General features: G+C 71.8%; 12 protein-coding genes and 1 tRNA gene. 2 read left to right on the top strand and 11 right to left on the bottom strand.

Going from position 1 to position 14,156, the window contains the following annotated elements; translation table 11 throughout:
- Window positions 1-392: 392 nt before the first annotated feature.
- A tRNA-Asn gene (locus tag E1182_RS23515) sits at window positions 393-465 on the bottom strand.
- A gap of 308 nt (window positions 466-773) precedes the next feature.
- Here E1182_RS23515 and E1182_RS23510 point away from each other — a divergent pair.
- On the top strand, window positions 774-1,172 hold the full coding sequence (locus E1182_RS23510) for a hypothetical protein (RefSeq protein WP_132269019.1): 399 nt from the start codon (window positions 774-776) through the stop codon (window positions 1,170-1,172).
- 110 nt (window positions 1,173-1,282) lie between these two features.
- Here E1182_RS23510 and E1182_RS23505 read toward each other — a convergent pair whose 3' ends face one another.
- The 5 genes from E1182_RS23505 to E1182_RS23485 form a co-directional block, all read right to left on the bottom strand.
- Complete coding sequence (locus E1182_RS23505) at window positions 1,283-2,248, bottom strand: YihY/virulence factor BrkB family protein (protein WP_132269017.1); 966 nt, start codon at window positions 2,246-2,248, stop codon at window positions 1,283-1,285.
- A 62-nt stretch (window positions 2,249-2,310) separates the two neighbouring features.
- Window positions 2,311-3,120, bottom strand: a complete 810-nt coding sequence (locus tag E1182_RS23500; RefSeq protein ID WP_132269015.1) for an ABC transporter permease — start codon at window positions 3,118-3,120, stop codon at window positions 2,311-2,313.
- A 13-nt stretch (window positions 3,121-3,133) separates the two neighbouring features.
- A complete protein-coding gene (locus E1182_RS23495; protein WP_132269024.1) occupies window positions 3,134-3,880 on the bottom strand; it encodes an ABC transporter permease in 747 nt (248 codons plus the stop codon).
- Window positions 3,881-4,029: 149 nt separating this feature from the next.
- Window positions 4,030-4,557, bottom strand: a complete 528-nt coding sequence (locus E1182_RS23490) for a hypothetical protein (protein ID WP_132269013.1) — start codon at window positions 4,555-4,557, stop codon at window positions 4,030-4,032.
- 53 nt (window positions 4,558-4,610) lie between these two features.
- Window positions 4,611-5,543: an ABC transporter ATP-binding protein gene (locus E1182_RS23485; RefSeq protein WP_132269011.1), complete on the bottom strand. Its 933-nt coding sequence runs from the start codon at window positions 5,541-5,543 to the stop codon at window positions 4,611-4,613.
- Between the two features lie 387 nt (window positions 5,544-5,930).
- Here E1182_RS23485 and E1182_RS31260 point away from each other — a divergent pair, with 387 nt between their 5' ends.
- Window positions 5,931-6,071: a hypothetical protein gene (locus E1182_RS31260; RefSeq protein ID WP_165942697.1), complete on the top strand. Its 141-nt coding sequence runs from the start codon at window positions 5,931-5,933 to the stop codon at window positions 6,069-6,071.
- Between the two features lie 55 nt (window positions 6,072-6,126).
- Here E1182_RS31260 and E1182_RS23480 read toward each other — a convergent pair whose 3' ends face one another.
- The 5 genes from E1182_RS23480 to ppdK form a co-directional block, all read right to left on the bottom strand.
- On the bottom strand, window positions 6,127-6,660 hold the full coding sequence (locus tag E1182_RS23480; RefSeq protein WP_132269009.1) for a hypothetical protein: 534 nt from the start codon (window positions 6,658-6,660) through the stop codon (window positions 6,127-6,129).
- On the bottom strand, window positions 6,660-8,537 hold the full coding sequence (dnaG, locus tag E1182_RS23475; RefSeq protein WP_132269007.1) for a DNA primase: 1,878 nt from the start codon (window positions 8,535-8,537) through the stop codon (window positions 6,660-6,662). The genes E1182_RS23480 and dnaG overlap by 1 nt, the downstream gene beginning before the upstream one ends.
- A gap of 84 nt (window positions 8,538-8,621) precedes the next feature.
- Window positions 8,622-9,458, bottom strand: a complete 837-nt coding sequence (locus E1182_RS23470) for a siderophore-interacting protein (RefSeq protein ID WP_132269005.1) — start codon at window positions 9,456-9,458, stop codon at window positions 8,622-8,624.
- Between the two features lie 79 nt (window positions 9,459-9,537).
- Window positions 9,538-10,791: a deoxyguanosinetriphosphate triphosphohydrolase gene (locus tag E1182_RS23465; RefSeq protein WP_132269022.1), complete on the bottom strand. Its 1,254-nt coding sequence runs from the start codon at window positions 10,789-10,791 to the stop codon at window positions 9,538-9,540.
- Window positions 10,792-11,100: 309 nt separating this feature from the next.
- Window positions 11,101-13,833, bottom strand: coding sequence for a pyruvate, phosphate dikinase (gene ppdK / locus E1182_RS23460; protein WP_132269003.1), 2,733 nt, complete (start codon window positions 13,831-13,833; stop codon window positions 11,101-11,103).
- Window positions 13,834-14,156 lie beyond the last annotated feature (323 nt).

The following is a 14,156-nucleotide window of genomic DNA, read 5'->3' as shown; positions in this document are numbered from 1 at the left end:
ACTCGAACCCGCGACCGAGGGATTATGAGTCCCCTGCTCTAACCGGCTGAGCTACCGCCCCGTTGCCGCGCCGGATCGTAACCCGCCCCGGGTATCACCGGCCACCACCGAACCGGCAGGAACGATCATGCGCTCGCCGGCACGATGGGCTACGCGAGGATAACAGTCGGCACCCCTGCGCGAGTGCCCGCAATCACGCCCGGCGCGGCCCGGCGAGCACCACCACGCCGCCGAGCGGCACCGTTCGGTGCCGGACGCCGACGCCTCGGCGGCCCGGATCGGCCCGGGCCGGCGTCGACAGCGAATGGCTATGGCGCGGGCGGGGCGGCAGGAGGGACGCTACAGACGTAAGCCCGCCGGCCTGGGGCCGACGGGCTCGATGCGGAGCTGAGCTCCCCCGTTTGGACTCGAACCAAAAACCTGCCGGTTAACAGCCGGCTGCTCTGCCAATTGAGCTACGGGGGACCGTACGTCGTCTCACTCCGGATCTCTCCGGCGCTCGGCGACGGCACAAGAGTACAGGATTCCCCGGGGGTTCGGTCCAGAGGGTTACCTCCGCGTTCAACACCCGGCGTGGCGGATGCCGATCGGACGACACCCCGGCCGGCCGCAAACCAATAATGGGGACAAATCACCATCCCCGCACCACGAGGTATGACTGCGGAGCAGGATGGGTAGTTAGCTGTTGACAGAGGACGCAGGCGCGAACAGGTCGATCCCGGTCCAGTGTGCGGACGGGGAACGGCGGAGCGTCAGGTACGGAAGGAGCCGCCATGCGCGGAAAGATCATGTTTCTTGGCGGGCTGGCTGCGGGCTTCGTCCTGGGCGCCCGTGCCGGCCGGGAGAAGTACGAGGAGCTGGTCGTCCGTGGCCGCAAGGTGCTCGACCACCCGACCGTGCAGGAGGCGGCCGGTGTCGCGCAGGCCCAGGCGACCCGGCTCTACTCGGAGGGCAAGGACAAGCTTGGTCAGTCCAAGCTGGGCGAGAAGCTGGGCGGCAACGGCAGCAAGCCGGGGCTCACCCCGGCGGACGACACCTTCGCGGGCACCCCGGCCACCGTCGGCGCCAAGTCGGGCAGCAGCTCGACCAGCCCGACCAACGCCACCAGCTCGTCGAGCACCACCCCGAAGCCCAAGGCTCCCGGCTCGGGCGCCAACGGCATGAACGCCTAATCACGTACGTCCCGTCGGGCCGGTCACCTCACGGTGACCGGCCCGACGTGCGTTGGTTGCCCGCCCGTACCTGAAGACGGGGGCCGGCCCACCGCGAGGCCTGGACCCGGTCAGCGCTTCCCTGCCGCGTTGCGCTTCTTCCGGAGCTTGCGGTCGTCACGCAGCTCGACGTACGGCTCCTCCTGCGGCGGGTGGCCGGCGGAGATGGCCCGGCTACGTTCCAGCTCGGCGTCGAACTCCGCGCCGAGCAGGATGGCGATGTTGCTCAGCCAGAGCCACACCAGAAAGATGATCACCCCGGCGAGCGCCCCGTAGGTCTTGTTGTACGATCCGAAGTTGCTGACGTAGAGGCCGAAGAGGCCGGAGATCACCAGCCAGATCAGCACGGCCAGCACCCCACCCGGGCTGACCCAGCGAAAGCCGCCGTGCCGGGCGTTCGGCGAGGCCCAGTAGAGGATCGCGAAGATCAGGCTGACCAGGACCAACAGCACCGGCCACTTGGCGATGTTCCACACCGCCACGGCGGTGGAGCCGACCCCGACGGCGCTGCCGGCCTGCTCGGCGAAGCCGCCGGTGAAGACCACGATCACCGCGCTGGCCAGCAGCAGTACCCCGATCACCGCGGTCACCCCGAGCCGGATCGGCAACGTCTTCCAGATCGGCCGCCCCTCGGGTACGTCGTAGATGGCGTTCGAGGCGCGCATGAAGGCGGCGATGTAGCCGGAGGCGGACCAGAAGGCGGCGAGCAGACCGACGATCGCGGCGAGGCTGGCCAGCCCGCCGGACGCGCCCGCCTGGTCGATCGCGCCCTCGATGATCCGGCGGATGTCGGCCTGCGGCACCGCCTGGTTGACGGTGTCCCGTACCCCGGTGGTGGCCCGCTCGCCGAGCAGGCCGAGCAGGGAGATCAGCACCAGCACGCCGGGGAAGATGGAGAGCACGCCGTAGTAGGTCAGTGCGGCGGCCCAGTCGACGAGGCTGTCGTCCCTGAACTCCCGGATGGTGCGCCGCAACGCCGCGACCCACCCGCGGCCGGGCAGGTCGGTCGGGCCGTCCGGCCTGTCGTCGGTGGCCATGCGCCCCTCCTCGTGGTCGGTGATGTCCTGCTCATGCCCGGAACAGGACGACCGGTAACCAGTCAGCGGTAGAGCAGGCCCACCATCCGCCGCGCCGCGACGGCCAGCCCGAGCGCCGTCAGTGCCAGCAGGTAGAGCACGTCGGGCAGCACCGCCCAGCCGCCCCCGTCCACGCAGATGCCCCGGAGCAGGTGCACCGCGCGGTAGAGCGGGGTCAGCTCGACCAGCCAGCGCAGCACCGCCGGGTACGCCTCGGCGGGCACGAAGGTGCCGGAGAAGAGGAAGAGGACGAACTGCGCCGACCCCATCAGGTCGAAATCCTGCCAACTGCGCATGAACGTGGCCAGGGCCATGCCGGAAGCCCCGAACGCGAAGCCGGTCAGCACCGCCGCGGGGAACGCCACCAGGGCACGCCCGACGATGGTGAGCTCCATCGCCACCATCACCGCGAGGAACGCCGCCGAGTACGCCGAGCCGCGCACCATCGCCCAGGCCAGCTCGCCGAGGGCGATCTCGAACGGCCGCACCGGTGTGGCGATGATGCCGTCGTAGAGCTTCTGGTACTTGAACTTGCCGAAGAAGTTGAAGGTGGTCTCGGCGAGCGCCCCGTTCATCGCGGACGAGGCGAGCATGGCCGGGGCGACGAAGACGGCGTACGCCACCACCCGACCGCCGGGCAGGGTCATGCCGTCGATCAGCCGGCCCACCCCCACACCGATCGAGAAGAGGTAGAGCACCGGCTCGACGAACCCGGAGACGAGCAGCAGCCAGTAGACCCACTTGAGCGCCGTCACGTTCCGCTCGACCATCGCGGCGGAGCGACGGGTGGCGGCGGCGAGGCCGAGCAGCCGGGGCAGGACGAGGGTGACCATGGGCGGGGCTCTCCTAAACCACCAGCCGGCGACGGAACCGGCGGACGGCCAACGCCCAGCCGCCCACCGCCCAGGCGGCGAGGTAGAGCAGGTGCCCGGGGACGGACCACTGCGGCGGCGCACCCAGCATGGCCGCGCGGCACAGGTCGACGGCGTGCCAGAGCGGGGTCGCGTACGCCAGGTGGCGCAGGCCGCCGGGCAGCGACTCGACCGGGAAGAAGACACCGGCGAAGAGCGTCATCGGGATGACCGCGAACCGGAAGAGCATCGCCAGCCAACTGTCGCTGGACACGGCGGCGGCGTATCCGAAGGTGGGCGCGGCCACCGCCAGGGCGAGCAGCGCCACCACCGGCAGGGTGAGCACCGCCCAGGCCGAGGCCACCGCCCCGAGCAGCGTCGTCACCAGCAGGAACGCGGCGCTGGCGGTGACCGCCCGGAACAGCACGAAGGCCAGGTGACCGGCGAGGATGTCGCCGACACGCAGCGGCGCGGCGTTCTGTGCGGTGTACGACCTGGTCCACTGGAAGTTGGCGAACACCGGGAAGGTCGACTCGGCGGTCGCCACCTGCAGCGCGGTGGAGGCGAGCAGCCCGGGCACGATCCACTCCAGGTAGGGCACCCCGTTCACGCCCTGGTCGACGTAGCCGCCGACGCCCAGACCAAAACCGAGCACGGTCAGGGTGGGCAGCAGGAAGGAGGAGAAGACGCCGGAGCGCCAGGTGCGACGGTAGCCGGTCAGGTGATAGGCCAGCACCGTCATCGCCGGCACCCGCGGCAACTCGGGTCGCGACCGCTGCGCCACGCTCACCTCGGTCGCCACCTCCAGGCCCCGCCCACCGTCAGTTACCCGGTCTTCCTATCGAACGGGTACGACAAGACCCTACGGTCGCCGGCCGGGGTGTCGCGGCTTTACCGGCCGGCGCGGGCCGCGCGGAGCAGGGCGAGTAGGGCGTACGCCCAGAGCAGCAGGCCCGCGCCGGTGCCGACGACCAGCGCTGCCGGGATCGACAAGACGAGCGCGGCGACCAGCCCGGCCAGGGCGACCAGGCACATCGCCACCCCGAGTGGCACCAGCAGCCGGTCGCCGAGCACTGGGGCGAGCGGCGGGAAGTGCGCACCGACCACGGCGCAGACCAGCACGGGGACGTACTCCGCCTGCCCGAGGGCGGCGAGCAGCGCGGCGCCGAGCACCGCCGCGGCGAACTCGACGGCGACGATGACGAGGTACCGCCGGTCGCGCGGCAGCGCGCCCCCGGCCCGGCCCGCGTGCAGCACCAGAGCGGCGCCGCCGAGCGCGGTCAGCAACGCCCCGCCGCTGGCCACCACGAGCAGGGTACGCAGCGGCGCTTCAGCCGCCGGCACGCTGAACCAGATGGTGGCGAAGACACCGAGACAGAGCGCGGCCAGTCCCGCCTGACGCCGTGACCAAGCTTCCATGATGCGGCCTCCCCGTTTCGGCCGCCGATGCTACGTCACCCGCCGCAGTGCGCTCAGTCGACGAGGGTGCGCCCGGTGAGGTGCAGGAAGACGTCCTCCAGGCTGCTGCGCCGGACCAGGACGGCGGCCGGGGTGAGGCCGCGCGCCTCGACCTGGGTGACGGCCGCGTCCCCGTCGGCGACGTAGAGCAGGATCCGGTCGGGCAGCACCTCGACCCGTTCCGCCAGCCCGTCGAGTTTGCCGGCGAACGCCTCCTGCGACTCCGCCGCGAAACGCAGCTCCACCACCTCGCGGGTGGAGTGCCGTTCGATGAGCGCGCGGGGCGAGCCCTCGGCGACGATCCGGCCGCCGTCCATCACCACCAGCCGGTCGCAGAGCTGCTCGGCCTCGTCCATGTAGTGGGTGGTCAGCACGAGGGTGACGCCCTGCTGCTTGAGCCGGAACAGCCGTTCCCAGACCAGGTGGCGGGCCTGCGGGTCGAGCCCGGTGGTCGGCTCGTCGAGCAGCACGACGTCCGGTTCGTTGACCAGTGCCCGGGCGATGGTCAGGCGGCGCTTCATTCCGCCGGACAGCGGTTCGACCCTGCTGTCGGCCCGTTCGGTGAGCTGCACGAAATCGAGCAGCTCGGCGGCACGCTCGCGGGCCGTGCGGCGGGGAACCCCGAAGTAGCGGGCGTAGGTGGTCAGGTTTTCCCGGACGGTCAGATCCGGGTCGAGGTTGTCCAGCTGGGGGCAGACGCCGAGGCGGGCCCTGATGGCGGGCCCGTCCCGTACCGGGTCCATCCCGAGGATGCGCAGCTCACCTCCGCTGGGCGGGGAGATGCAGCCGACCATGCGCATGGTGGAGGACTTGCCGGCGCCGTTCGGCCCGAGGAAGCCGAAGGCCAAGCCGGGGTGGACGTCCACATCGATGCCGGCGACGGCGGTGAAGGCGCCGAACCGCTTCACCAGCCCGCGGGCCCGGATGAGTGGTGCCGTACTGGTCACCGGCCGACCGTACCGGCGACCCCCGACAGCCGCGGCGCCTTTCGACATTCGCCACAACCGGCACCGGGCCGGGCACCGACCGCAGCGCTGACGACGCCGCGTGACGGCTGGGCCGCACAGTCTCATCACCGTCAGTCACCCTGATGATCATCCGCCGAGCCGGTGACACACCCTCATCATGGATGGATCACTGCAGACTCGCTGGGCATCCTGCATGTCTGCCGACCGGCCTGCCCTTATTCCTGAAAACACTGCCTCATTTGGTGTCTCTGTGTGATCTGCAGACTGGTGACCTACTGGGCGCAATCACAATGAGCAATGTTTTCTGGGGTGGGTAGTTCGCGTATCGTGCCCCCTCGTGTCCTCCGTACGTTCTTCCGACCCGCTGTGGGACCTCGGCCCGAGCTGAGCCCGCACACCGGCTCCGGGCCGCCGCCTGAGGCGGCGAACGTCACCCGGCAGAGCGCCTCGGGCACCGACCCGGTCCCGCTGCACCCGGGAGCGGTCCGCTTCTACCAGGGCGGCTGATCGGCGCCGTGGGCCGGGGCACGGGCACTGGCCGGGCGCGACGCCAACCGGCCGGTCAGACGTCGGCGGGGGCGGTGGTGGCGCGGGCGTCGGCGACCAGCCGATCGGTTTCGGCCAGCACCTCGTCGTCGACGGGGGTGCCGGGGTCCAGGCGTACCGTCCAGGTCAGACCGTCCACACCGGCGACCCGCCGGGCCGCGATCCGGCCCGCGCCACCGGGCAGCCGGTGGTGGGCGGTCCACGCCACCGAACGGGTCACCCGGGCCCGCACCTGGTGCGGCAGGTCGCCCGGGTCGAGCAGCAGGTATGTCTCGGCGGGGCAGTCGGCGACCACCCGGTACCCGTCCCGTTCGGTGATTGGCTCGGCGGGGGTGACGGTCAACTCGCGGCCGGACCAGACCGCCTTGAGGATGTCGTGCCAGCCCAGCCGGTGCCCCCGGCCGGGCAGCCACAGCCCGAGGTTGCTGGCCACCACCACGCCGTCGCCCTCGCCGTTGCCGGCGGCGGACCAGGCCAGCACCCGCTCGTCGGCGGCCAGCGGCGGCCGGGCGGCGGGGGGCAGCTTGGGCTTGCGGCTGAACAGTCCCATCACAGTCCTCCCGCGGCCTGCTCGCGCAGCGCCCGCGCGTGCTGTTCCAGCGAGAGCAGTTCCCCGAACAGGGCGAAGTACTCGTCCTTGTTGTTCACCGGGTTGATCCGCTGGATCTTGGATTTGAGATCCCGGATCCGGCTGGTGACCGAACCCCATTGGAGCTGGGCCATGGTGATCGACACGTAGCGCGGGTCGGGCTCGCCGTCGATGCGCAGCGGCTCGACGGCCAGCTCGCCCACGAGCGCCCGGGCGGCCAGGTCCGCGCAGGCGTCGCGGACCGACTCGATCCAGACCGCCCCGCCGGTCGCCGCCGCGACCCCGCCGGCCGCCGCGACCGCCGCCCGGACCGCCGCGTGCACCGGATGGCGGTACTCCGTGGCCTCGACGGCGTCGAACATCGGGCCGGCCAGCACCGGCTCCTGGAGGGCGAGCTTCAACGCCTCCCGCTCGACCATCGACTGCGGGCTGTCCACCGCCGGCGCGGGCGTGGCGGCCCGGTCGCGGGCGGGTCTCGCCGGCTCCCGTTCGCCGCCGGGAGCGTGGGCCGCGGCGAGCACGGCGCGCTGTACCGGCTCGATCTCCATGCCGAGATCACCGGCGAGCTTGCGGACGTACTCCGGGCGCTTCTCCCGGTCTTTGATCCTGGCGACCAGGGGGGCGGCGCGGCGCATCGCCTCCACCCGGCCGTCCACGGTGTCCAGGTCGTACCGGTTGATCACGTGGCGCAGCGCGAAGTCGACCAGCGGCTCACGGCGGGCGACCAGGTCGCGGACCGCCAGGTCGCCCTTGGCCAGGCGCAGATCGCACGGATCCATGTTGTCCGGGCTGACGGCGATGAAGGTACGCCCGACGAAGCGCTGGTCGTCCTCGAAGGCCCGCAGCGCGGCCTTCTGCCCGGCGGCGTCCCCGTCGAAGGTGAAGATGATCTCGCCAGCCACGTCGTCGGTGTCCAGCAGGAGCCGGCGCAGCACGGTGATGTGGTCCGCGCCGAAGGCGGTGCCGCAGGTGGCCACGGCGGTCGGCACGCCGGCCAGGTGGCAGGCCATCACGTCGGTGTAGCCCTCGACGACGACCACCTTGCCCTGCTTGGCGATCTCCCGCTTGGCCTGGTCGATGCCGTAGAGGACGTGCGACTTCTTGTAGATCGGCGTCTCGGGGGTGTTGAGGTACTTCGGGCCGTCGTCGTCGTCGAAGAGCCTGCGGGCGCCGAAGCCGATCACGTCGCCGGCCAGGTCCCGGATCGGCCAGAGCAGCCGGCGGCGGAACCGGTCGATCAGCGAGCCGGACCGGGCCGGCCGGGACAGCCCGGCGGTGACCAGTTCGTCGTGGCTGAATCCCTGCTGACGCAGGTGCCGGGTGAGTAGGTCCCAGCCGTCGGGGGCGAACCCGCAGCCATACCGCTCGGCGGCGGCCCGGTCGAAGCCACGCTGGGCCAGGAACTCCCGGGCCGGTCGGGCCCCGGCCGTGGTGAGCTGGGCCTGGTAGAACTCCACGGCGGCGGCGTGCGCGGCCACCAGCCGCTGCTTCTGCCCCTGCTGCGGGCGGCTGCGCGGCGCGGCCTGGTCGTTCTCCACGTACCGCAGCTGGAGGCCGGCGCGGGCGGCGAGCCGCTCGACGGACTCGACGAAACTGAGATGCTCGGCGTCCATCAGGAACTTGATCGCGTCGCCGCCCACCCCGCAGCCGAAGCAGTAGAAGACGTTGCGGGCGGGCGAGACGTTGAACGACGGGCTCTTCTCGTCGTGGAACGGGCAGAGGCCCTTGAGGTTGCCGCCGCCGGCCGACCGGAGGGTCACCGTGTCCGCGATGACCTCGGCGATGGAGGTACGCTCCCGGACCAGCGCGATGTCCTCGTCCCGGATCCGCCCAGCCATCTCCTGCCACCCCCTCGGCCCTACATCCTGCCCTGCCGGACCGACAGCCCGTAGCCGGGGGGACCGGCGCGCGGCGCACGGCGGTCAACCCGCGACGGCGGCGACCTCCTCGGCCTCGACCTGACGGTTCCAGTCCGGCTTCGTGGAGCGCCAGCCCTCGTCGTCCATCCCGCGCCGCCAGTAGCCGGAGATGGACAGCGCCTCCCGGGGCACCCCACGGTCGACCCGCAGCAGCCGGCGCAGCTCCTTGACGAACGTCGCCTCACCGTGCACGAACGCGTGCACCCGGCCCGGCGGGAACTCCAGCGCCCGCACCGCGGCGACCAGTGCCTCGCCGACCGGCCGGCCGCCGCGGTGCAGCCAGGTCAGCGTCACCGCACCCGGGCTGGACAGCCGCTGCTCGTCGGCCGGGCCGTCCACCTCGACCAGGACCACGGCCGGGACGCCGACCGGCACCCGCTCCAGCGCCGCGCCGATGGCGGGCAGAGCGCTCTCGTCGCCCACCAACAGGTGCCAGTCCGCCGTCGGGTCCGGCGCGTACGCCCCGCCGGGGCCGACGAAACGCACCTCGTCGCCGGGGCGCAGCCGGGCCGCCCAGGGTCCGGCCAGTCCCTCGTCGCCGTGGTGCACCACGTCGAGGGTCAGCTCGCCGGCCAGCGGGTCGAAGGCCCGGACCGTGTACGCGCGCAGCCGGGGCCACTGCTCGGCCGGGAACTCCCGCTTGATGGTGGCCAGGTCGGTCGGGTGCGGGTACGTGACGCCCTCCGGCGCGAAGACCAGCTTCACGTAGTGGTCGGTGTACTCCCCCACCGGGAGTCCGGCCAGCTCCTGCCCTCCCAACACCAGTCGGATCAGGTGGGGGGTGGGCCGCTCGGTCCGCAGGACCGTGGCGGCGGTGACCATCTTCGCGCGCTCCGACATGAGGTTAGGTTAACCTAATAAGCCGATCATGCCAGTCACCGACCCGCGCCACCGGCCGGCCCGAGCTGGACGGTCGGAGTCAGGCGCCGGGACGGGTCAGACGGTCGTGCCAGGCCACGGCGGCCGGGTCGGTGAGCGAGGCAACCTGGTCGATCACCACCCGCAGCCGGGCAGGATCGTCCGGCGCGGCCCGCCACAGCGGCGCGAAAACCGGATCGAGCACCTCGGGTGCCCGGTCGGCGAGCGCCGTGACCAGCTCGGTGAGGATCTCCCGCTGCCGCTCGTAGCGGACCCGGGCGCCCGGCCGGCGCATCACGTACCGCCAGGCGATGCCCTTGAGCAGCGCGCACCGGGCCCGGACCGGCCGCGGCACCACCAGGTCGGCGGCGTACCGGCGGTGCGGGCCGGGGCCGTGACGGTCCCGGGTGGCGCTCACCACGTCGGCGACGAACCGGCCGGTGAGCAGGCTGGTCATCGCCTTCAGCGCCGCCTGCGCGCGATGGCTGCCGTCGTACGCGGCCAGCGGGGCGAGCACCGGCTCGGCGAGCAGTTCCACCAGCGCCTCGCCCAGGTCGGCCGGGGACTCGCCGGAGTAGACCGCCGCCACGTCGGCGCAGAGCGCGGCCCGCTCGTCCGGGTCGACCAGCAGGGGACGCAGTGACACGTACCCGCCGTGGATGCCGTCCTCCACGTCGTGCACCGAGTACGCCACGTCGTCGGCCCAGTCCATCACCTGCGCCTCCAGGCACCGCCGGACGCCGGTGGGCGGCCCACCGCCGGCCGGGGCGCCGATGCGCAGCCAGTCGAAGACCGGGCGGTCGTCCGCGTACACCCCGAACTTGCGCAGATTCGGCCGGCGGGGCCAGGGGTACTTGCTGACCGCGTCGAGCGCGGCCCGGGTCAGGTTCAGCCCGGCCGACGTCCCGTCCGGGCCCAGCACCTTGGCCTCCAGCCGGGTCAGCACCCGCAGCGTCTGCGCGTTGCCCTCGAAGCCGCCGCAGCTCGCGGCGAGCCGGTCCAGGATGTCCTCACCGTTGTGGCCGAACGGCGGGTGGCCGAGGTCGTGGGCGAGCCCCGCGGTGTCCACCACGTCCGGGTCGCAGCCGAGGCGGGCGCCCATCTCCCGGGCGATCTGCGCCACCTCCAGCGAGTGGGTCAGCCGGGTACGCAGGAAGTCGTCGGTGCCGGCGACGTGCACCTGGGTCTTCGCGGCCAGCCGCCGGAACGCCGCGGAGTGCAGCACCCGGGCACGGTCCCGCTCGTACGGCGACCGGCCGTGGCCGGTGTCCTTCGGCGTCTCGTCGACGAACCGACGGGTGTCGGCGCCCGACACGTCGGCGAGGTCGGGTTCGGCGAGGGGCGGGTCGGCCGGCACGGTCAGCCTCTCGCCCACAAGCCGCGGCGGCCCCCCACCCACCGGCCGGCCGGCCGGGCCCGGTCACCGGCGTCGAACACCGCGGCCCAGGCGCTGGTCATGCGGCCACCCTCCGCCGTACGGAACTCCTCGCGGGTGCCCAGGTTACGCCGTGCCGGCCTGAGACGGCGCGGCGGCGATCGGGCGCCACGGTCGCCGGCCCGCCGGCTGCCGGGCAACGGCCACCGACCGGCGGCGGCGCCGACTGAGGCGCAGCCGCCGGGCGGGTCAACGGCTGTCCGAGCCGGTGCTGGAGACGACGGCCCGACCGGCCTCCAACCGGGCCACCGGGACCCGGAACGGGGAGCAGGAGACGTAGTCCAGGCCGACCTCGTGGAAGAAGTGCACCGAGTCGGGGTCGCCACCGTGTTCGCCGCAGACGCCGAGTTTCAGCCCGGGGCGGGCCGCCCGCCCCTCCTCGGTGGCGATCCGGACCAGCCGGCCGACCCCGTCGGTGTCGATGGACTCGAACGGGGAGATGCCGAAGATGCCCAGTTCGAGGTAGCGCCAGAAGAACGCGCCCTCGACGTCGTCGCGGGAGAAGCCCCAGCCCATCTGGGTCAGGTCGTTGGTGCCGAAGGAGAAGAACTCCGCCGCCTCGGCGATCTGCCCGGCGGTCAGCGCCGCCCGGGGCACCTCGATCATCGTGCCGATCAACACCTCGACGCCGCTGTCCCCGACCACCTCGGCGATGATCTTCTCGGCTTCGACCCGTACCGTCTCCAGTTCCTGCACCGCGCCGACCAGCGGCACCATGATCTCCGGGCAGGCCGACCCGCCGGCCCGGGTGACCTCGACGGCAGCCTCGGCGATCGCCCGGACCTGCATGGCGAACAGGCCGGGGATGACCAGGCCCAGGCGGACGCCGCGCAGCCCGAGCATCGGGTTCTCCTCGTGCATCCGCCGGACGGCGGCCAGCAGCGCCTCCTCCTTGGCCACGTCCTCGCCGCGTTCCTGGGCCACCGCCACGTTGACCGCGAGCTGCTCCAACGGGGGCAGGAACTCGTGCAGCGGCGGGTCGATCAGCCGGACGGTGACCGGCAGGCCGTCCATCTCCCGGAAGATCTCGATGAAGTCGGCCCGCTGCAACGGCAGCAGCGCGGCGAGGGCGTCCTCCCGTTCGGCGTCGGTGCCGGCGAGGATGAGCCGCTCGACCAGTTCCCGTCGGTCGCCCAGGAACATGTGCTCGGTCCGGCACAGGCCGATGCCCTCGGCGCCGAAGCGCCGCGCCCGTGCCGCGTCGGCACCGGTGTCGGCGTTCGTGCGGACCCGCAGCCGCCGCGTCGCGTCGGCGTGCGTCATGATCCGGTGTACGGCCCGCACCAGCGCGTCGTCGGTCCGCTCCGGGTCGAGTTCGCCCTCGAAGTACTGCACCACCTCCGAGGGCATGACCGGCACCTCACCCAGGTAGACCAGGCCGGTGGTGCCGTCGATGGAGACGAGGTCGCCCTCGTCGACCACCTGCCCACCCACCGTGAACCGCTTCGCCGGGACGTTGACGTCCAACTCGTCGGCGCCGGAGACGCAGGTCTTGCCCATGCCCCGGGCCACCACGGCGGCGTGGCTGGTCTTGCCACCACGCGAGGTGAGGATGCCCTGGGCCGCGATCATGCCGTTGAGGTCGTCCGGGTTGGTCTCCCGACGCACCAGGATCACCGACTCGCCCTGGGCGGCCAGTTCCACGGCGCGGGCGGAGGTGAACACCACCTTGCCGGAGGCGGCGCCCGGGGACGCGCCGATCCCCTTGGCCACCGGCTGGATGCCGTGGTCGAACTGGAAGCGGGGGAACATCAGTTGGGCGAGCTGCGCGCCGTTGACCCGGTGCAGCGCCTCGTCGAGGTCGATCAGGCCCTCGTCGACGAGTTGGCCGGCGATGACGAACGCGGCGGCGGCGGTACGCTTGCCGACCCGGGTCTGGAGCATCCAGAGCTTGCCGCGTTCGATGGTGAACTCGATGTCGCAGAGATCCTTGTAGTGCTGCTCCAGCCGGGCCATGATCCCGAGCAGTTCGTCGTAGGACTTCTTGTCGAGTTGTTCCAGCTGCTGCAACGGCACGGTGTTGCGGATGCCGGCGACGACGTCCTCGCCCTGGGCGTTGGCCAGGTAGTCGCCGTAGATGCCCTGCGCGCCGCTACCGGGGTCGCGGGTGAAGGCCACGCCGGTGCCGGAGTCGGGGCCGAGGTTGCCGAAGACCATGGAAACCACGTTCACGGCGGTGCCGAGGTCGGCCGGGATGCGCTCCTGGCGGCGGTAGAGCACCGCCCGGTCGGCGTTCCACGAGTCGAAGACCGCCCGGATGGCCAGGTCGAGCTGTTCCCGCGGCTCCTGCGGGAACTCCCGCCCGGTGTGCTTGGCGAAGATCTTCTTGTACGCGTCGACCAGCCCGCGCAGGTCGTCGGCGTCGAGGTCCAGATCGTTGTGCGTACCCTTGGCGCGCTTGACCTCGTCGAGGGCGTGCTCGAACTCCTCGCCCGGCACCTCGCACACGGTCTTGCCGAACATCTGGATCAGGCGGCGGTAGGAGTCCCAGGCGAACCGGTCCGCGCCGCCGGAGGCGGCCTGGTCGGCGCCGGAGGCCTGGCGGGCGAGTCCCACGACGCTTCGGTCGTTGAGGCCGACGTTGAGGACGGTCTCCATCATGCCGGGCATGGAGAATTTCGCTCCGGAGCGTACGGACACCAGCAGCGGGTCGTCCGGGTCGCCGAGCCGTCGGCCCATCGTCCGTTCCAGGGCCTGCAGGTGCGCCTCGATCTGGTCGGCCAGGCCGTCCGGTTCCGAACCGGTGGCCAGGTACGCCTTGCACGCCTCGGTGGTGATCGTGAAGCCGGGCGGGACCGGCAGGCCGAGGTTGTTCATCTCGGCCAGGTTTGCCCCCTTGCCGCCGAGCAGGTCCTTGAGGTCCTTGTTTCCTTCGGCGAAGTCGTAGACGTACTTGTGCTCGACCGTCTGCTGTGCTGCCACCAGATCCTCCCACACGCGCCGGAATGACACTTAACGAAGGTTTAGTTTTCTGGTACCCCGGAGCCGACCGCCGGCAATCCCGGCGTCGTCAGCGATCGGTGCGCGAAGGTTAAGCGAACATCGAGTGGCCTGGGACCATTCGGTGACAATAGGCACAGCCATCACGACTATCCGCGTTCGCGACGGTTTCTGGGAACGCTTCCATGCGCATGATCACGCAATTTCCGTATCTCCCCGTACTGTTGTCGTCACGGTTTCCTCCCCCGTGCCTGACCTTTGCCATATCCCCCGCGAATACACCCCGGAGCAACACCGTGCCGCCC

The organism is Micromonospora sp. KC721, assembly GCF_004348355.1.
In the GTDB taxonomy this organism is placed as follows: domain Bacteria; phylum Actinomycetota; class Actinomycetes; order Mycobacteriales; family Micromonosporaceae; genus Micromonospora.
This window is presented reverse-complemented; position numbering and strand designations above follow the sequence as displayed.